General features: G+C 72.9%; 18 protein-coding genes. 13 read left to right on the top strand and 5 right to left on the bottom strand.

Translation table 11 applies throughout. From position 1 onward, the window contains the following. Positions 1-24 precede the first annotated feature (24 nt). From AC1DIW_RS01240 to AC1DIW_RS01225, 4 genes are read left to right on the top strand one after another with little or no spacing between them, the layout of a single operon-like run. Positions 25-1128, top strand: a complete 1104-nt coding sequence (locus AC1DIW_RS01240; protein WP_478106201.1) for a glycosyltransferase family protein — start codon at positions 25-27, stop codon at positions 1126-1128. Beyond that, entirely contained in the window at positions 1116-2198 is a 1083-nt protein-coding gene (locus AC1DIW_RS01235; RefSeq protein WP_478106200.1) for a glycosyltransferase, read from the top strand. The genes AC1DIW_RS01240 and AC1DIW_RS01235 overlap by 13 nt, the downstream gene beginning before the upstream one ends. Then, positions 2195-3289 carry a glycosyltransferase gene (locus AC1DIW_RS01230; RefSeq protein ID WP_478106199.1) on the top strand — a complete coding sequence of 365 codons (1095 nt, stop codon included), beginning with the start codon at positions 2195-2197 and terminating at the stop codon, positions 3287-3289. The genes AC1DIW_RS01235 and AC1DIW_RS01230 overlap by 4 nt, the downstream gene beginning before the upstream one ends. After that, entirely contained in the window at positions 3286-4245 is a 960-nt protein-coding gene (locus tag AC1DIW_RS01225; protein ID WP_478106198.1) for a glycosyltransferase family 2 protein, read from the top strand. The genes AC1DIW_RS01230 and AC1DIW_RS01225 overlap by 4 nt, the downstream gene beginning before the upstream one ends. Positions 4246-4252: 7 nt before the next feature. On the opposite strand, the gene AC1DIW_RS01220 is transcribed toward AC1DIW_RS01225, so the two are convergent. Next, the gene (locus AC1DIW_RS01220; RefSeq protein ID WP_442279610.1) at positions 4253-4753 is read right to left on the bottom strand and encodes a universal stress protein; all 501 of its coding nucleotides are present in this window, start codon (positions 4751-4753) and stop codon (positions 4253-4255) included. 193 nt (positions 4754-4946) lie between these two features. Between AC1DIW_RS01220 and AC1DIW_RS01215 the strand changes: the two genes are divergently transcribed. The 5 genes from AC1DIW_RS01215 (at position 4947) to AC1DIW_RS01195 (ending at position 9605) form a co-directional block, all read left to right on the top strand. Further along, positions 4947-5621, top strand: a complete 675-nt coding sequence (locus tag AC1DIW_RS01215; RefSeq protein ID WP_478106197.1) for a hypothetical protein — start codon at positions 4947-4949, stop codon at positions 5619-5621. Between the two features lies 1 nt (position 5622). Next, positions 5623-6126, top strand: coding sequence for a pyridoxamine 5'-phosphate oxidase family protein (locus AC1DIW_RS01210; protein ID WP_478106196.1), 504 nt, complete (start codon positions 5623-5625; stop codon positions 6124-6126). A 53-nt stretch (positions 6127-6179) separates the two neighbouring features. After that, entirely contained in the window at positions 6180-7970 is a 1791-nt protein-coding gene (locus tag AC1DIW_RS01205; protein WP_478106195.1) for a GAF domain-containing sensor histidine kinase, read from the top strand. Then, the gene (locus AC1DIW_RS01200; protein ID WP_478106194.1) at positions 7946-8731 is read left to right on the top strand and encodes a response regulator; all 786 of its coding nucleotides are present in this window, start codon (positions 7946-7948) and stop codon (positions 8729-8731) included. The genes AC1DIW_RS01205 and AC1DIW_RS01200 overlap by 25 nt, the downstream gene beginning before the upstream one ends. 316 nt (positions 8732-9047) lie before the next feature. Continuing rightward, positions 9048-9605, top strand: coding sequence for a copper chaperone PCu(A)C (locus AC1DIW_RS01195; protein WP_478106193.1), 558 nt, complete (start codon positions 9048-9050; stop codon positions 9603-9605). Here the strand turns inward: AC1DIW_RS01195 and AC1DIW_RS01190 are convergent. Continuing rightward, positions 9579-9758 carry a hypothetical protein gene (locus tag AC1DIW_RS01190; protein WP_478106192.1) on the bottom strand — a complete coding sequence of 60 codons (180 nt, stop codon included), beginning with the start codon at positions 9756-9758 and terminating at the stop codon, positions 9579-9581. The two genes, AC1DIW_RS01195 and AC1DIW_RS01190, sit on opposite strands and share 27 nt — an antisense overlap. An 88-nt stretch (positions 9759-9846) precedes the next feature. Here AC1DIW_RS01190 and AC1DIW_RS01185 point away from each other — a divergent pair, with 88 nt between their 5' ends. Then, the gene (locus tag AC1DIW_RS01185) at positions 9847-11652 is read left to right on the top strand and encodes an SLC13 family permease (RefSeq protein ID WP_478106191.1); all 1806 of its coding nucleotides are present in this window, start codon (positions 9847-9849) and stop codon (positions 11650-11652) included. Positions 11653-11705: 53 nt separating this feature from the next. On the opposite strand, the gene AC1DIW_RS01180 is transcribed toward AC1DIW_RS01185, so the two are convergent. The 3 genes from AC1DIW_RS01180 to AC1DIW_RS01170 all read right to left on the bottom strand — a co-directional run bounded on the left by AC1DIW_RS01180 (position 11706) and on the right by AC1DIW_RS01170 (position 16166). Continuing rightward, a complete protein-coding gene (locus AC1DIW_RS01180) occupies positions 11706-11912 on the bottom strand; it encodes a hypothetical protein (RefSeq protein WP_442279603.1) in 207 nt (68 codons plus the stop codon). 95 nt (positions 11913-12007) lie between these two features. Continuing rightward, complete coding sequence (locus AC1DIW_RS01175) at positions 12008-14917, bottom strand: winged helix-turn-helix domain-containing protein (RefSeq protein ID WP_478106190.1); 2910 nt, start codon at positions 14915-14917, stop codon at positions 12008-12010. Between the two features lie 409 nt (positions 14918-15326). Then, entirely contained in the window at positions 15327-16166 is an 840-nt protein-coding gene (locus tag AC1DIW_RS01170) for an aldo/keto reductase (protein WP_478106189.1), read from the bottom strand. 114 nt (positions 16167-16280) lie between these two features. Between AC1DIW_RS01170 and AC1DIW_RS01165 the strand changes: the two genes are divergently transcribed. The 3 genes from AC1DIW_RS01165 (at position 16281) to AC1DIW_RS01155 (ending at position 18097) form a co-directional block, all read left to right on the top strand. Then, complete coding sequence (locus AC1DIW_RS01165; RefSeq protein WP_478106188.1) at positions 16281-17249, top strand: aldo/keto reductase; 969 nt, start codon at positions 16281-16283, stop codon at positions 17247-17249. 141 nt (positions 17250-17390) lie between these two features. Continuing rightward, positions 17391-17759: a YidH family protein gene (locus tag AC1DIW_RS01160; protein ID WP_442279599.1), complete on the top strand. Its 369-nt coding sequence runs from the start codon at positions 17391-17393 to the stop codon at positions 17757-17759. Beyond that, positions 17756-18097, top strand: a complete 342-nt coding sequence (locus tag AC1DIW_RS01155; protein ID WP_478106187.1) for a DUF202 domain-containing protein — start codon at positions 17756-17758, stop codon at positions 18095-18097. Before AC1DIW_RS01160 ends, AC1DIW_RS01155 begins: the two co-directional genes overlap by 4 nt. Positions 18098-18102: the final 5 nt, after the last annotated feature.

Below are 18102 nucleotides of genomic sequence, written 5' to 3'. Positions count from 1 at the left end.
GCGTGCGTACCGAGAGGCAACCGGTTGAGTCCCGTCATCGCATCCGTTCCGTCAGGCCACGTCTACGTCCGGCACCTCGCGCCGCCGGACGGCCGGACGACGGTCACCCGCCTGCCCGACCCACGACCGCGCGCCGACGTCCCCGACGCGCAGTGGTGGCCGCCCAGGATGCTCGAGCCGGGTTGGGTCGACGAGCATGCCGACGAGTTCGACCTCATGCACGTGCACTTCGGCTTCGACGCCGTCTCGCCCGACGACCTCGCAGACGTCGTCTCGAGCCTGCGCCGTCACGGCCGCCCGCTCGTCGTCACGGTGCACGATCTGCGCAACCCGCACCACGTCGAGCAAGGACTGCACGACGCCCAGCTCGGCGTCCTCGTCGAGGCGGCGGATGCCGTCCTGACCCTGACTCCCGGGGCGGCGGCGGAGATCGCGGGCCGTTGGGGTCGTGAGGCGATCGTCGTGCCGCACCCGCATGTCGTCGAGGAGCCGCGGCTCTCGCAGGAGCGAGTGCCCCACCCCGGTTTCGTCATCGGCGTCCACGCCAAGAGCCTGCGAGCGGGGATGGACCCCCTCCCCGTCATCGAGGAGATCGTCGCCACGCTCCCCGACCTTCCGGGTGCGCGGCTGCGCGTCGACGCCCACACCGACGTCATGACGCCCGGGCATCCCCGTCATGCCGTCGAGCTCGAGCCGCGCCTGCGTGAGCTCGCCGGCCGCGGCCTCGTCGACCTCCACGTGCACGACTACTTCACCGACGGAGAGCTCTGGCACTACCTCCAGTCGCTCGACGTCTCCGTCCTGCCCTATCGCTTCGGCACCCACTCCGGGTGGCTCGAGGCGTGCTACGACCTGGGCACCACGGTGCTGGTCCCCGACTGCGGCTACTACGCCGACCAACGGCCCTGCATCGTCTACGGCGTGCCGGGGTCGACGCCCGAGCGGAACGGGGACGGCGCCCCATCGCTGCGCGAGGGGCTCTTGCGCGCCTACCGCGAGCGCCCGACGTGGCGGGCCGACCCCGAGGCGCGCCGCCGCGAGCGCCAGGAGATCTCCCGCGTCCACGAGCAGGTGTATGCCGGCGTGCTGGCCGCGGTGGCCGACCGGGGTGCGACGTGCACGTCGTAGTCCTGGCTGCCTCGAAGCACCCGATCGCCGAGCCGTTCGCCGGCGGTCTGGAGTCCCTGACGTGGCACCTCGTCCGCGGCCTTCGCCGCCGCGGCGTGGACGTCACCTTCTTCGCCGGGCCCGGGAGCGACCCCACGCTCGGGGCGACCGAACTCGACGTCGCGCCACTGCGCCTCAGCGACACGGCACGTGCCGACGTGTCGATGGTCCCGGAGGCGTGGTTGCGCGAGCACCACGCCTACCTGCAGGTCATGCTGTCCCTCCAGCGGCGCGACGACATCGACGTCGTGCACAACAACAGTGTCCACCACCTCCCTGTCGCCATGGCCGACACGCTCCGCGCGCCGGTGCTGACGACCCTCCACACCCCGCCGACCCCCTGGCTCGAGCCGGCGATCGCGATCGACTCGAGTGCCCGGACGTCCCGGCGGAACAGTCACTTCGTGGCCGTCAGCAGGCACACGGCGCAGTCGTGGTCGCACGTCGCCTCGCCGGACGTCGTGCACAACGGTGTCGATGTCCGGCGTTGGGTCGCGGGACCGGGTGGCGACGACCTGGTGTGGGTCGGTCGCATCGTCCCCGAGAAGGCACCCCACCGGGCCGTCGCGATGGCGCGGGCGTCCGGGCGCCGGCTACGCATCGCCGGACCCGTCGGTGACGCCGGCTATTTCGCCCGACACGTCGCAGGCGAGCTCGACGACGACGTCTCCTACGTCGGCCATCTCGACACGGACGGCCTCGTCGCGCTGGTCGGCAGCAGTGCAGCCATGCTCGTCACGCCGGAGTGGGACGAGCCCTACGGCCTCGTCGCCGCCGAGTCGCTGGCGTGCGGCACCCCGGTGGTCGCCCTGGACCGTGGTGGCCTCCGGGAGTTCGTCGTCCCCGGGGTCGGTGTCCTGCTCCCGCGCGACGCCGGGTCCGGCGAGGCGGCGCAGGCCGTGGCGACGGCCGTCCGTCTCGACCGGGCCGACTGCCGCGCGCACGCCGTCGCCGCGTGCTCGGTCGACGTCATGGTCGAGCGGTATCTCGAGCTCTACCTGTCGATCACCGGCCTCCGCGGTGCCGCGTGATCGGCTACTACGTCCACCACCACGGCCTGGGTCACCTGACCCGCCTGCAGGCCGTCGCCGAGCACCTGAGGTCTCCGGTGACGGGCCTCAGCTCGCTGCCCGCCCCACTGTCCTGGGACCAGGAGTGGGTCCACCTCGAGCGCGACGACCGTATGCCGCCCGCGGCCGCCCTGCTCGCCGACCCCACCGCTCACGACGTGCTGCACTGGGCACCCCGGCACGACCCCGGTCTGGCGGACCGCATGGCCGCAGTCGCCGGGTGGATCCGGCGTGCCCGGCCCTCCCTCGTCGTCGCCGACGTGTCCGTCGAGATCGCCGTGCTGAGTCGCCTCTGCGGCGTGCCTGTCGTGGTGCTCGCCATGCCGGGTGTGCGCACCGACCGAACCCATTCCCTCGCCTACGACCTCGCCGACGGGCTGCTCGCGCCGTGGCCCGAGGCCGCGCACACCGAGGGCTGGCCCCAGTCCTGGCTGGCGAAGCTCTGGGCTGTCGGTGCGCTGTCGCGCTTCGACGGCCGAGGGCCGGCCCGGACGCCTGGTGAGAACTCCGGGCACGCGGCCGGGACCGATGCACTCGATGTCGACCGTTCCGTGAGCCGGGCAGGCGCGGCGGCGGCGCGGCGCGTCCTGCTCCTGTGGGGCGGCGGCGGCCGCGGCACCTCGGCCGCGCAGGTCGAGGCCGCCCGGGCCGCCACCCCGGGCTGGGACTGGGTCGAGCGCGGACCCGGCTCGCCCTCGCCCGACCTGTGGGCCGACCTGGCGGCCGCCGACGTCGTGGTCACCCACGGCGGCCAGAACGCCGTGGCCGAGGTGGCCGCCGCCCGACGACCCGCGGTCGTGGTCGCCCAGCCCCGCCCCTTCGACGAGCAGGTGGCCACGGCGCGGGCGGTCGACCGCCTCGGCATGGCCGTCGGGCTGGACACGTGGCCCGAGGCCGCCAGCTGGCCCTGGCTGCTCGACCGCGCACTCCGCCGGGGCGGTGAGGGCTGGGGTGCGTGGTCGACCGGCCACGGGGCGGAGTCCGCCGCAGCCCGGCTCGACGCGCTGGCCGACCGACAGTGCCCCACGACGGCGACCGGGGCGGTGTCGTGACGGACCCGTTCGGGCTGGAACTGCCTCGCCCGCCGTGCCAGGCGCCTCGCTCCGGCGGGACGGGCACGCTGGCCGTCGTCACCATCGTGCACGGACGCCACGAGCACCTCGAGCGCCAGCTGTGGGGACTGCGCCAGCAGCGACGCCTCCCCGATGCGCACGTCATCGTCGCCATGGACGACCCACGCGTGGAGGCCGTCGCCCGCGAGCACGCTGGCAGCTGGGAGGTCCACGTCGCCTCGATCGGCCGTCGCGGCGGCCACCTCCCCCTGGCCGCCGCCCGCAACCTCGGCGTGGACGTGGCCGCGGCGACCGGCGCCGACCGGGTCGTGCTGCTCGACGTCGACTGCATCCCTTCGGCAGGGCTGCTCGAACGGTATGCCGGCGTGCTGGGCTCCGTGGCCGGCCACAGGCCACATGCGCAACACCCGGATCTCGTTGACGGCCCGGTGGTCCTTGCCGGGGAGGTCGCCTACCTGCCTCCCATGCCGCCCGGACGCGACTACCGCGACCTGGGCCTGGCAGCCCTGACCGGACTCGCGCCACCGCACCCGGCCCGTCCCGTCCTGGCCGCTGACGAGGCGAGCCCGGCACAGGACCTGCGTCTCTTCTGGTCGCTGTCCTTCGCCCTCACCGTGCCCTCGTGGAGGGCCGTCGGGGGCTTCGACGAGGGCTATGTCGGCTACGGGGGGGAGGACACCGACTTCGGGCAACGGGTCGGCGCTGCGGGCGGACGGCTCCTGTGGGTGGGGGGCGCCCTGGCCCACCACCAGCACCACCCGACAGCCTCTCCTCCCGTGCAGCACGTGCACGACATCGTCGCCAACGCCAACCGGTTCGCCGAGCGCTGGGGCTGGTGGCCCATGGAGGGATGGCTCGAGGCGTTCGCCGCGCGGGGACTCGCGTGTCGGTCAGCCGACGGCACCTGGCGGACGAACAGCGCCCCGTCCACCTGAGGAGGTGTCAGCGGGCGACGACCACCGTGCTGAGCGCGTGCTCGAGGACCGCCCGGCTGACCGAGCCGAGAGTCATCCCGGCGAAGCCGCCGCTCCCGGTCGCGCCGAGGACGACCACTTCCGCCCGGGCGGACTGGCGGATCAGCTCCTCGGCTGCGTGGCCCGACACCACCTGCTGCTCGACGACGACGTCGGGGAAGTCCGCGACGACCTCGTCCACGACCTCCCCGAGGTAGGCCGCCGTGGCCTCCTGCGGGTCGGTCGTGAACCACCACGGCGACGCACCGACACGCTCGGGCGGCGCCAGTGGGTAGAGGTGCCACACCGCGAGCGCGACGACCACGGCCCCCTTGGCACGCGCGTCGGCACAGGCCCAGCGCAGCGCGATGCGACTCTGCTTCGAGCCGTCCACGCCCACCACGATCCGGCCCGTCTGCCCGGACGCACCCGCTCCGGGGCCTCCCTCGCCACGTGTCGCCGCGCGCGATCCGCCATCAGGGCGTGTCATCTCGTCCATGGTGCTCCTCACCTCTCACCCAGACTGCCCCGCCACGAGGCGCGACGGCAGGTGCAACGGTCCTGTCCGGTTCGGGACCTTGGTCCCACGGGGCGCCCGACCTTCGGCCGTACCCCGGTCCTCGATGGTGCGCGCACCATCGACGCAGCGCCCCACACCGACGGCTTCGACCAGGGAGAGCACCATGTGCACCGTCCTCATCACGTACTCCACCCCGTCGCCGCCGACCGAGACCACCGGTTCGGTCCACGGCGGCACGGACGAGGCGCGCACCACGCCCACGATGACGACATCGTCCGACCCGTCGCTGTCGGCCGCGCCGACACCGCCCTCCTTCGCCGCGTTGACGGCCGGCATCGACGAGGCCATCGCCGCTGCCATCGCCGACGAGCTGACCTGCGCCGGTCACCGGGTGGCGTGCCGCCCCAGCGTCGCGGTCACCACGACCGACGGCTTCGACCTCGTCGTCGCGGTCCACGCCCTGCGGGTGAGCCACTCGCCCCGTGGGTCGCGCGCCACCCGTCCGGCCGAGCCCGAGCCGACCTCGGCGCTCGAGACGGACGGGCCGCCACTCGACGGCGACTCGACGATCCCGATGACCTGGTGCGCCGACTGGCGCGCCGTCGACGCCTGGGCACGGAGCGTCGGCGACCACCTCGTCCACGAGCTCGAGCTGCACACCGAGCTGGTGCGGGTGCGCGCCGAGCTCGCCCGCTGCCGCGCGATGCTGCGCGCGGCGACACCCGAGCCTCGCCCCGCCTCCACCGTGGAGCTCGGACGTCCGGTCCCGTACGGCGCCGTACGGGAGGCACACCGCCCGCACCGGGTGGCCTCGACGCGCCAGAAGACGGGGTCGTGAGATGTCGGCGTCCGGTTACCGGGCGGGACCCGAGCGCACCGTGCCGTCGCACCCCCAGCGTTCGAACCGGCGGATCAACTACGTCGACCTGACTCTCGCGGAGTGCCAGACGCTCCTCGAGTCCCGCGACATCGGCCGCATCGGGTGGAACGCCGGACACGGTCCGCAGATCTTTCCCGTCAGCTATGCCTGCGTGGCCGAGCTCATCGTCTTCCGCACCTCCCCCTTCGGGGTGCTCTCCGAGCTCGTGCGTCCGACGCAGGTGGTCTTCGAGGTGGACGACCTCGACGCGACCCAGCACACCGGCTGGAGTGTCATCGCCCGCGGACGGGGCCAGGCCGTGGCCTCGCCCGCCCTGCTCACCCACCTGTGGACCGTCGACGGGGCCGAGCCGTGGGCCGGTGGCGTGCGCAACGTCTTCATCGGGATCACCGTCGAGCGCTTGACCGGCCGTTCGTTCGGATCACAGAGGGTGCCGTCCGTGGCGCGGCGAGGAGCACACTGACGCTCAGCCGACCTGACCACAACCGCCCCCCACTGGCCAGAGCAGGCCTAGCCTTGACGCATGACGTCGACTCGTGCGACGAACCCTCCAGCTGGAAACCCGACGTGCCCTGCCAGGGCGGGACGCTGATGGTCGAGCGCGCCGCGCCGGTGCCCGAGCTGTCCGAACCGCCGGGTTCGGCGGAGGACCGCCTCCGCGGGTTGCTCGCCGCCAGTAGTTCCGTGGTCTCGGAGCTCGCTCTGCCGGGGGTGCTGAGGCGCATCGTCGAGGCGGCGCGGGCCGTTGCGGGGGCACGCTACGCCGCCCTCGGGGTGCTCGGCGCCGACGGCCTGCTCGAGCAGTTCATCCACTCGGGCATGGACAACGACACGGTGGAGCGCATCGGGCACCTGCCCACCGGACGGGGGGTGCTCGGCGCGCTCATCGAGCAACCCCGGGCGATCCGGCTGCATGCCATCTCCGACGACCCGAGATCCGTCGGCTTCCCGCCTGGCCACCCACCCATGCAGGGCTTCCTCGGGGTGCCGGTGCGCTCGCGGGGTGAGGTCTTCGGCAACCTCTACCTCGCCGAACGGGTCGACGGGGCGGACTTCAGCTCCGACGACGAGGACCTCGTCGTCGCGCTGGCGGCCAGCGCCGGGGTCGCGATCGAGAACGCCCGCCTCTACGAGGAGTCACGGCGACGGCAGGAGTGGCTTCGGGCGTCCGCCGAGATCAGCCGCGACCTGCTGAGGCCCGGGCTGGGCAACGAGGTGCTCGTCCGCATCGCCGACGCCGTGCTGCGCCTCGCCGACGCCGACGTCGTCACCCTCGACTTCCCGGCGGAGACCGATCCTGCTGCGCCCGACGCTCCCGTCCCCGCTCCGGACCATCCCGAGCAGCTCGTCGTCGAGGTTGCCCGTGGTGAGGGCACGGACTCGATCGTCGGGACGGCATACCCCGCAGAGCCGTCGCTCGCGGGCACGGCGATGCGCGACCGACGAGCCACCCTCGCCGACGAGACGGGACGCGCAGAGCCGGCACTGACCCCGGTGGTCTCGGACGGGACGTGGGGACCTGCGATGGCATGCCCCTTGGTGGGAGAGGCGGGCGTGCGCGGTGCGGTCGTCGTCGCGCGCTACGCCGGGAGCCCTCCGTTCAGTCGCACGGACGTCGAGATGGCCGAACAGCTGGCCCTGCACGCAGCGCTGGCGCTCGAGCTCGCGGACGGTCGGCGCGACGAGGCTCGGGTCGCCATGCTCGAGGACCGCCACCGGATCGCGCGTGACCTGCACGACCACGTCATCCAGCGGATCTTCGCCACGGAGCTGACGCTGGAGGCCGTCACGGGACGAGCGACCGACCCCGCCGTGCGTGAGGCGCTCGGCAGGGCCATCGAGGACCTCGACGAGACGATCCGGCGGATCCGGACCGCGATCTTCACGTTGCAGAAGCCGAGGTCGTCCCTGGACGCCCGGGCCGTGCTGCTGGAGGTCGTCCGCTCCTCGACCGCCGCCCTCGGCTTCGAGCCGACGCTGCGGCTCGAGGGGCCGGTGGCGACCGTGCTCGACCCCCCACTGCTCCACGACGTCACTGCCGTGCTGCGAGAGTCGCTGACCAACGTCGTCAAGCACTCCAACTGCTCGGCCGTCGACGTCCACGTGGCCGTCACCCCCACTGTCGTCAGGGTCGAGGTCATCGACGACGGGTCGGCGCCGGTGCAGACGAGCGCCCCTCCGGGTGGGCGACCCCACCGGGGCCTCGACAACCTGGCGAGCCGGGCACGGGCCCGACACGGCGAGTGCACGCTGACCACGGGCGAGAGGGGAACGGTGCTGTCATGGAGCGCACGACCGGGGAGGTGACGACGCCGATCACGGTCTTCCTGCTCGACGACCACGAGATCGTCAGGCGCGGCCTCATCGACCTGCTCGAGTCGCACGACGACTTCCGCGTCGTCGGCGAGGCGGGGACGGCCGCCGAGGCGCTGCGGCGCATCCCCACGCTCGCGCCGCAGGTCGCGCTGCTCGACGCTCGGCTGCCCGACGGGAGCGGCATCGACGTCTGCCGCGAGGTGCAGGTGACCAGCCCCGGCACCCGGTGCCTCATCCTCACCTCCTACGACGACGACGACGCCTTGTTCGCCGCGGTCATGGCCGGCGCTGCGGGCTACCTGCTCAAGCAGATCCGCGGCCCCTCACTGACCGACGCCGTCGCCCACGTCGCCGCCGGGCACTCCCTGGTAGACCCGGCCTTGGTCGAGCGGCTGCTGGAACGCATCCGCCGCCCCGAGGCCGACTCGTCCTCCGACCGGCGTGACGGTCACGATCGACGCGACGGACGGCCGGGCCACCCGGGATACCCCGCACACCCGGGGCACCCCGGCCGGGCGGACCCCTGGCCCGGTGCCAACACCCTCACCGACCGAGAGCAGGAGATCCTCGATCTCATCGCGGAGGGCCTGACGAACCGCCAGATCGGCGCTCAGCTGCACCTGGCGGAGAAGACCGTCAAGAACTACGTCTCCGGGCTGCTCGCCAAGCTCGGCTTCGAGCGACGCACCCAAGCGGCGGTGTACGGCGCCCAGCACGCCACGGAACCCGCCGACGGGCACGGACGCCCGTGACGGCATACGCCGGCAGACCCTCTGTAACGCAGTGCTGGGAACAGCGATGATGGGAGTGAGACGGCACCCGATCCCCCGAGCGGGTGCCGTCTCGCCGTCCGCGGAGGTCCCGCGCCACGCGAGTGGACGCCACCGCCGCCCCTGACTGGTTGAAGAGCGACGATGCCGCCACCTGCCCAGTACCCACCCGGGCGCAGTCGAACGGTCTGGTCCTCATGACGGTCGCCCTCAGGCCCGGGTGGCGGGCGGCGCCCCTGACCCGATCACCCACGACGGGGGAGTCGCCCAGCCGCCTCGCGACCTAGCCTGACGGGGCATGAGGACCAGACCGATCGTCGTCGCCGCGCTCTTGACCATCAGCCTCGCGCCGCTGGCCGCGTGCACGTCGCAGCCCGATCCGGTGCAGGAGCGCATCACCAACCCGGCCCGGGGCACGAGCGTCAACGCGCAGGTCGGCGACATCCGCCTCCTCGCGACCCGCATCGACGCCCCCGAGGAGCGCAAGCTGCTCGGGGGCAGCAACACGGGTCTGTTCACCACCCTCGCCAACGACGGTGGCACGGCCGACCGACTGGTGGCCGTGAGCACGGTCTACGCGCGGCAGGTGGTCATGCGGCAGGGCACCGACGGGGCCGAGGGGCCGGTCCGTATCGATCTCCCCGGCGCAGGCGTCGTGTCCCTCCAGTACCCCGGCGGACTGCACCTCGAGATGGTCGACCTCAAGGTCGACGTGCGGGCCGGTCGGCTGCTGCCGGTGAGCTTCCGCTTCGAGAAGGCCGGCACCGTGACGGTCAACGTCTTCGTCGACGGCTTCGGCCTTCCCACCGTCTCTCCCGTCTCCCCCGCCTCACCCGTCGCGCCGAGCACGAGCTGACCCGGGCACGCGCCCGTCCCCGTGTGCCGGCCGCTCGAAGGCGCAGGCGAGCTCGACGAGCAGGCTGCTGCCGAAACCGGTGGCGACCTTGTTGCGCCAGCCCGGGGCCTCCGGCAGCTGTGCCACCTCGCTGATGCGGGCCGCCGTGAGCACGGCAGCAGGGCATGGCCGCCCTGCGGTTCATCCCGATTCACCCGTCGCGGGTGACCGCACCAGAGGCGGCTGCGCGGACGATGAGACCGTGAGCCCGGCCACCACGAGCCTGGTCGTCCTCGGGGCGACGGTCGTCCTCTTCGTGTGGAACCGCCTGCCAGTGGGTGCGGTGGCCGTCCTGGCCTGCCTGACGCTCTACGCCACGGGCCTCGTCGACGCGAACACGGCACTCTCCGGCTTCGGCGACCCCGTCGTCGTCTTCATCGCCTCCCTCTTCGTCGTCAGCGAGGCCATCGATTCGGCCGGTGTGACGACGTGGGCTGGTCAGCCGCTCATCGACATCGTCGGAGACGGCGCGGTACGGCTCATGGTCGCGCTGCTCGGCCTGTGCGCGGTCCTGACGGCCGTCATCACCCTCAACGGGTCGGTCGCCGCCCTGCTGCCCATGGTGCTCGTCCTGGCCACCCGCATCCGCCGTTCGCCGTCACTGATGCTCATGCCGATGGCCTTCGCCGGCAGCGCCGGCTCCCTGCTCGCCCTGACGGGCAGCCCCGTCAACGTCATCGTGTCCCAGGCGTCCGTCGAGGCGGGTTCGACGCCGTTCCGGTTCTTCGACTTCGCGGTGGTCGGCCTGCCGCTCGTCGTGACCACGATCGCCCTCGGGGTGCTGCTCGCACCGCGGGTGCTCCCCCACCGGCCCTCGTCGCAGCCCGTGCGGGACCTCGGTCACCACGCCAACCGCCTCGCCGCGTACTACGAGCTCAACGACGGTTTCTACCGTCTCCGCGTGCGTCCCGGCTCGCCCGTGGTCGGGGTGCCGGCAGGACGGCTCGACCTCGCGGCATACCCCGGCGTGACCCTCATCGGCGTCCAGAGCGCCGGTGGACAGGCCGTGACGGGGGCGACCCCGGTCGGCGACGACGACGTGGTCATCGTCAACGGCATGAGCGACGCGGTGAGCCGTCTGGTGCCGGAGCTGCGCCTCGCCGTCGCGATGCGGCCCATCACGGTCGGAACGGCCGGGATCATCAACCGTGAGGTCGGGGTCGCGGAGGTCGTCGTGCCGCCTCGTTCTCCACTCGTGGGCGAGACGTCCTTCCCGGGCCAGATGCGAGGTGCTGACCTCGTCGTGCTCGGCATCCGCCGGCTCGGCAGGGACGTAGGCGCCACCCGGCTCGAGCTGGCGCCGGGCGACAGCCTTCTCCTGCACGGCACCTGGGACTCCATCGAGGAGCTCGTGGACGACCGCGAGGTGCTGCTCGTCGACTCCCCCGATCTCGTTCGCCGACAAGCGGTTCCGCTCGGACCGCGCTCCGGGAGAGCCATCGTCGTGCTGCTTGCCATGGTGGTGGTGCTCGCGCTGGGCCTCGCGCCCCCGGCGATCGCCGGCCTCGCAGCGGCGACGGCGATGGTGCTGACGAAGGTGGTCAGCGTCAACCAGGCCCACCGGGCCGTCTCGTGGCAGACCGTCGTGCTCATCGGTGGCCTCATCCCGCTGTCGACCGCGATCCAGACGAGCGGCGCCGCCGACCTCGTCGCCAGGCGCCTCATCGACCTCGTCGGCAACGGCCGCCCCTACCTGCTGCTCGTCGCGCTCTTCGCCCTCACCGCCGTCGTGGGGCAGGTGGTCAGCAACACGGCGACCGTGCTCATCGTGGTGCCGATCGCCGTCGCGGCCGCGCAGGAGACCGGGGTCTCGGTGCAGCCGGTGCTCATGCTCGTGGCCGTCGCCGGCGCCGCGTCGCTGCTCACACCGATCGCGACGCCGGCCAACCTGATGATCATGGGCCCCGGCGGCTACCGCTTCAGCGACTACTGGCGACTCGGGCTGCCGGTCATGCTCGTGTGGCTGGTGGTCGGCGTCGCGGTCATCCCGCTCGTGTGGCGGTTCTGACGGCCTCCGCCCTCGGCGGCGTGCTGCCGAGGGCGGCCACGGGACAGCGGTCGTCAGTCCGGGAGCCGGCGCAGCTCGAGCAGCGTGAACCCGAGGTCCTGGAAGCGGTCGAGGATGCCGTGCAGGTGCGGTGCGTCGACGACGTCGCCGAACATGACCGACCCCGTGGTGCCGGTCGCGACGGTCGACTCCTCCAGCTCGGGGAACGCCGCGCGGGCGACGTCCGGAATGTGCTCGACCAGGATGAACTCGTAGCGCACGCCGCCTCCCTGCGTCGATCCGATGCCGAAGCTCCTGCCTCGATCGTGCCGCTCCCCGCCGACCCGGGCGTCACCCCGGACGGGTGAGCCGTGCGTCACAGGAGCCCGAGGCGGCGCGCAGCGGCCACGGCATCGCGTCTGGACCCCACGCCGAGCTTCTGGAAGAGCGATCGCAGCTGGGTCTTGACCGTGTTGCGGCTCACGGCCCGTGCCTCGGCGATCTCGGCGACGGTGAGCAGGGAGGGCAGCTCTCGCACCAGACTCAGCTCGCGCGCACTGAGCGCCACGTCGAGGACCGGGCCGGCCCGCAGGCTGCCGACAGGGCGCGCGTGCGCGCGCAGCTCGAGGACGAACGGCTCGAGCTCACCGAAGCGACCGGCTCCAGCCGCGAGGATGTCGGCGACCTCGGGTGCGACCTCGAGCACCAGGCGGAGGGCACGCTGGGGCGCGGCCCGGGTCAGGGCGAGGACGAGCTCCTCGTGGGCGACGGCCGGCTGGCCGTTGCGCTGGGCGGCCGCCGCCACGACGAGGTGCGCGGTGAGCGATGAGCGCAGCGTGGACGTCGAGGGGTCGGCCCCGAGGATCCGGGAGACCGCCGTCCGCGCCGCGGCATCGTCACCGGCGTACAGGTGACGCAGACCCGACATCGACGCGACCTCGGTCTCGGCCCCGGGCAAGCCCGAGCAGAGCTGCTCGACCTCGAGGGCGAGCCGGGGAAACCCTGCCTGCAAGACGATCCGATGGGCGCGGGACAGCTCTGCCACGGCCATGTGCGGAGTCATCGCCACACGCGCCACGGTGCGGGCACCTGCCATGACCCTGGCCACGACGTCCTGTCGGGCTCCCGGCTGGTCGGCCGCCTCGACGAGGTCGAGGTTGGCCTCGAGCATCCTGGCCAGTCGCCCCAGCTGCTCGAGGCCGCGAGCCGCCGTCGACATCCCGTCGGACGCGTTGCTCGCTTCGACGTCGGTCAGGGCTGCGCCATGCGTCGACGCGACCGCTGTCAGCAGCTCGAGCGCTGCCCGGTTGCGCTCACGCGCGGTGGCGTGGTCGAGGACGTTGAAGGCCCCCCAAGCAGCCAAGACGTGGGCGGGGAGCAGGCGGGGCGCCGCCACCCACGGCGTACCCTGCGCGTCGGCAAGAACACGCTCTGACCACACCGTCATCTCGACGAGGTCCTCCCGACCGGCCGCCACCGACGCCAGACCCACCATGGCCTGCAGCGCCGGCAACGGGTGGCCGGACCCTTGCGCAGTCCTGAGGGCTGACCGGTAGGCGGCCCGCGCCTCGTCCAGACGTCCGGCACCGAGGAGGACGTCGCCGCTCGTCAGCTCGTCGAGCAGGGTCAGGTCGGTCTGGGCATGGGGCACCCGTCCGGCCGACAGACCCTGCTCCGGCAGGTTCTGCACCGTGACGGCGGCGGACGGGAGGTCGCCGCCGATCGGCGGCGACGTGCTTCCCGCTGGTGCCGACTCCTCGGACCACGCCGTGAAGGTCGAGCTCAGCTCGGCGGCGAGCCCGGCGGCGAGGCCGTCTGCGAGGCCGTCTGCGAGCGTCTCGGCGAAGCTCGGCTCGGCATCGGGGACGGGGACGGGGCCCTGCCGGCGCCCCGCTGGGGTGTCGCCCACGAAGGCGAGCCACCGCAGACCCACGGCCAGGAGCCGCTCGAGCGGCAGCATCGACGGGTCCGCCGCCGTCACGGGCTGATCACGCAACGTCTCCGAGAACCACGTCCCCGGCTGGGTCACGAGCGATGCGAGCTGGTCACGGGCCGCCGCGGGGTCGGAGAGGTCGAGGCTCGCCAATGCCGCGACTGCGGTCATGACGGGGTCGTCGGCGCGGACCGCGCGGACCGCGGACTCCACGTCGGAGGCGCGACCGTCGAGCAGCAGGTGCAGGGCGTGCTGGTGGATGACGTCGCTCATGAGGTCGAGGTCGCCCGCTGCCTCTGCGTGACGCAGGGCCTGCCCGGGAACGTCGTGGGCGGCATACCACTGGGCGGCCCGGGCGTGGACGTCACGTGCGCCGCGCGCGCTCCTGGCCTCGAGCATCGCGCTGAGGTAGCTGCGCAGGAGCACGTGGTAGCGGTAGGTCGGCGTCCCCACCCGGTCGACGGTCACCATGGCGTTGTCCGCGGAGAGGGACTCGAGCAGCGCCCCTGCGTCGTCCCTGCCGGTGACTGCGGCCCCCAGGTCTGCCGTGAGGTCCTCGAGGACGGAGGTCGAGAGGAGGAACTCGCGCGTCGACTCGTCGAGGCTCGCCAGCACCTCTTCGACGAGGTAGCCGGACATGGCCCGGTTGCTCCGCGCGAACTCACGCAGGAAGACGTCCGCGTCGCGACCGCGGGCCAGCGAGACGGCAGCGAGTGCGACACCCGCGGCCCAGCCCTCGGTGAGCTCCTGGAGGTAACGCACCTGGTGGTCCTCGAGCGCGAGGTCGTGCCGCGACAGCAGCTCGCGGGTGTCGTCGAGCGAGAAGCGCAGGTCCCGCTCCCGCACCTCGACGAGTCGTTCCTGGAGGCGCAGACGTGCCAGGTGCAGGTCCGGCTCGGCCCGCGTCCCGATGACCACGTGCAGGTGGGTCGGCGCCCAGCGCACCACCATTTCGACGAGCTCGACGCAACGGGGGTCCCGGACGAGATGGAGGTCGTCGAGGACGAGCCACATGTTCTCGGCAGCCGCCCCGGCGAGCTCGATCAGGCGGGTGACGAACGCGGTACCGACCCGGCCCGGCGCGGTCTGGTCGTCCAGCCCCGCCACCGTGCCGGGAGCAGCGGCGCGGACGGCTCCGAGCAGCGTCCCGGCCATGACCTGCGGGTCGTTGTCCTCACGATCGAGCGACGCCCACCCGACGAGGTCGCCGCGCCGCTCCAGCTCGCGAGCCCAGTCGGCGAGCAGCGTCGTCTTGCCGGTGCCGACGGAGCCGGCGACGAGCACCGTGGTGCCGCTCCCGCGCTCGGACGCCGACACCAGAGGCGTCGGCACGTGGATCGCGCTCCGGCTCACGGTTCGCCCGGTCAGGCCCGGAACCCGGTGCTTGGGCGAGGGGCGGGACGGCGCCGGATCGTCACCCTCGGTCCGCCGGTCCCTCGCGCCAGCGGTCCCGACGGTCCTGGCCGTCCCCGAGCGCACGACGGTCAGCGCCCGCCGCGGGACCCGACGGGTCTCCTCGACTCGTGGGCACGTCCGGTCGACCGACGGATGAGGGGCAGCTGCGGTGACGAAGTCATACCGGTGCACTTTCGCGAGGGGTCACGTCTGCGGCACGTTCCGGACTGACCGCTCGACCGCCGACGACCGCGGTCACCGGCCGCTCAGCCCAACTTCACACTAACGCCGGGAAAGGCGGGAACCACCCGAATGCCCAACGTCCGTCGTTGCATCCACGGGCACGCGGGGGTCCGGGACGCCTACGTCACATCTCCTCGTGGGTGTCCGGGTCGCCGCCGAACAGCCGACCGTCCGCGCGCCCGAGCGCGGTGATCGCGGCCATCTCGTCGGGGGTCAGCTCGAATCCGAAGACGTCAAGGTTGCTGCGCTGCCGGGCGGGGTCCGACGACTTCGGCAGCGGAACGACGCCGAGCTGCACGTGCCAGCGCAGGATCGCCTGGGCCGGCGTGACGCCGTGGGCCTCCGCTGCTGCAGCCACCGGGTCGGCGGCGAACGGCGCGTTGCGTTTGCCGAGGGGGCTCCACGCCTCCGTGACGATGCCGAGCCGCTCGTGGACCGAGCGCAGGGGCTCCTGGGGGAAGAGCGGGTGCAGCTCGACCTGGTTGAGCACCGGGGTCACGCCCGTCGCCTCGATGACGTCGGCGAGGTGCTCCTCGGTGAAGTTGCTGACGCCGACGGACCGCACGAGGCCCCGTTCGCGGCACTCCACGAGCGCGCGGTACGCATCGACGTAGAGCCCGACGCTCGGGTTGGGCCAGTGGATGAGGGCGACGTCCACCTGCTCGAGGCCCAGGCGCTCGAGGGACCCCTCGATCGAGGCGACGGCCCCGTCGAACGCGTGGTCCCGGCCGGGCACCTTCGTCTGCACGACGATCTCGTCACGCGGCACGCCGGACCTGCGGATCGCCTCGCCCACCTCCGCCTCGTTGCCGTAGTTGACGGCCGTGTCGAGCAGCCGGTAGCCGCCCTCGAGCGCGGACACCATGGCGCGTATGCCGTCCTCGCCGGTGAGCGGGTACGTGCCGAAGCCGAGGGCCGGCAGGGCGGCGCCGTCCGTGAGCGTGCGTGTCGGGAGAGTCACCATGCTCCCCAACCTACGCAGGACCGGCGCGTGCCGGCGGATCCGGACCACCCGCGACGCATCCCGCAGCAACGGGTACGGGCAGGGCTGGTGACCGAATCTCCGGAAGGACACACCATGGAGTACACCCGTCTGGGCCAGTCAGGCCTCACGGTCAGCCGGATCGCCCTCGGCTGCATGAGCTTCGGCGACAGCAGCCGCGGCAACCACGCCTGGTCCCTCGACGAGACCGAGAGCGAGCCGCTCTTCCGTCAGGCCGTCGAGCTCGGCATCACCTTCTGGGACACGGCCAACGTCTACAGCGCCGGGTCGTCCGAGGAGATCGTCGGCCGCGCCATCAAGGCTTACACGCGCCGCGAGGACGTCGTGCTCGCCACCAAGGTGCACGGCCGCATGCACGACGGTCCGGGCGGGGCAGGCTTGTCCCGCAAGGCGATTCTCGAGCAGGTCGATGCCTCGCTGGCGCGCCTCGGGACCGACTACGTCGACCTCTACCAGATCCACCGCTTCGACCCGGAGACTCCGGTCGAGGAGACGATGGAGGCGCTCCACGACGTCGTCAAGGCCGGCAAGGCGCGCTACATCGGCGCCTCGTCGATGTGGGCGTGGCAGTTCGCGACGATGCAGCACGCCGCCGACCTCGGCGGCTGGACGCGCTTCGTGTCGATGCAGGACCAGTACAGCCTCATGCAGCGCGAGGAGGAGCGCGAGATGTTCGGGCTGCTGGCCACCCAGGGCGTGGGCGCCGTCCCGTGGAGCCCGCTGGCCCGCGGTCGTCTCGCTCGCCCATGGGGCACCGAGACGAAGCGCACGGGCAGCGACGCGTTCGGGCAGACCCTGTTCTCCGACCGGGACAAGCCGATCGCCGACGCCGTCGAACAGGTCGCCGGAGCCCGCGGCATACCGATGGCGCAGGTGGCGCTGGCCTGGGTGTTGCGCCAGCCCGTCGTCAGCGCGCCGATCGTGGGCCCCACGAAGGAGCACCACCTGGCCGACGCCGTCGCGGCGCTCGAGGTCGACCTGAGCGACGACGAGGTCGCCGCCCTCGAGGCGCCCTACACCCCGCGTGAGCCGTCGGGCTTCTGACGGGGCGCACGTGACCGGACCGGGGCGTCACGGCGGGCGGCCCACGGTGGGTCACGCGTGCCGCTACCGGAGGCGCCCGACCTCTGGGGGATGATCGGGACGTCGCACTTCCGCGACGGGCTTCGATGAGGAGGTGGACCCATGCCGACCGACGGCCACCGGCGCTTCCCGCGCTCGGTCTTCGAGCACGGCGAGGACCCGGACCCGCGCTTCAGTCTCGCGAACGAGCGCACCTTCCTCGCGTGGATCCGCACCGGGCTCGCCTTCGTCGCGGCAGGCCTTGCGGTGGAGGCGCTGCAGGTGCCGCTGACCCCGTGGCTGCGGGAAGCGATCTCGGTGCTGCTCGTCCTCGCCGGCATCGCCGCCACCGCGCAGGCATGGCTCTCGTGGATGCGGACCGAGCGCGCCATGCGCCACGTCGCGCCGCTGCCGTCCTCGGGTCTCAAGCTGCCCATTGCCGTCATGCTCGGACTCGTGGCCCTCGCTGTCATCGTGGGTCTGCTGCTGTGACCTCTCCGGCCGACCGGGGCATGCAGGCCGAGCGCACGGCGCTGGCCTGGCGCCGCACCGCCCTGTCGGTCGCGGTCGGCTCACTCATCGGCCTGCGGGTGCTCCCGCCGCAGCTCGGACCGCTGGGGTATGCCGTGGCCGCCCTCGGCCTGGTGTGGAGCGTCGACCTCGCACTGACCGCTCGTCGTCGCTACCGCGACGGCAGCCGCCTCGTGCGCCCGGGTGACGTCGTCCCTGCGCGTGGTGTCCCTGCGCGCACGCTCGCCCGCACGGCCGCGACGACGGGAGTGGTCGGGCTGGCCGCGCTGGTGTTCGTCGTCGTCATCGCGCTCCGGTGACGCGT

The sequence above is a fragment of the Terrabacter sp. 01T434 genome (assembly GCF_056398545.1).
This window is presented reverse-complemented; position numbering and strand designations above follow the sequence as displayed.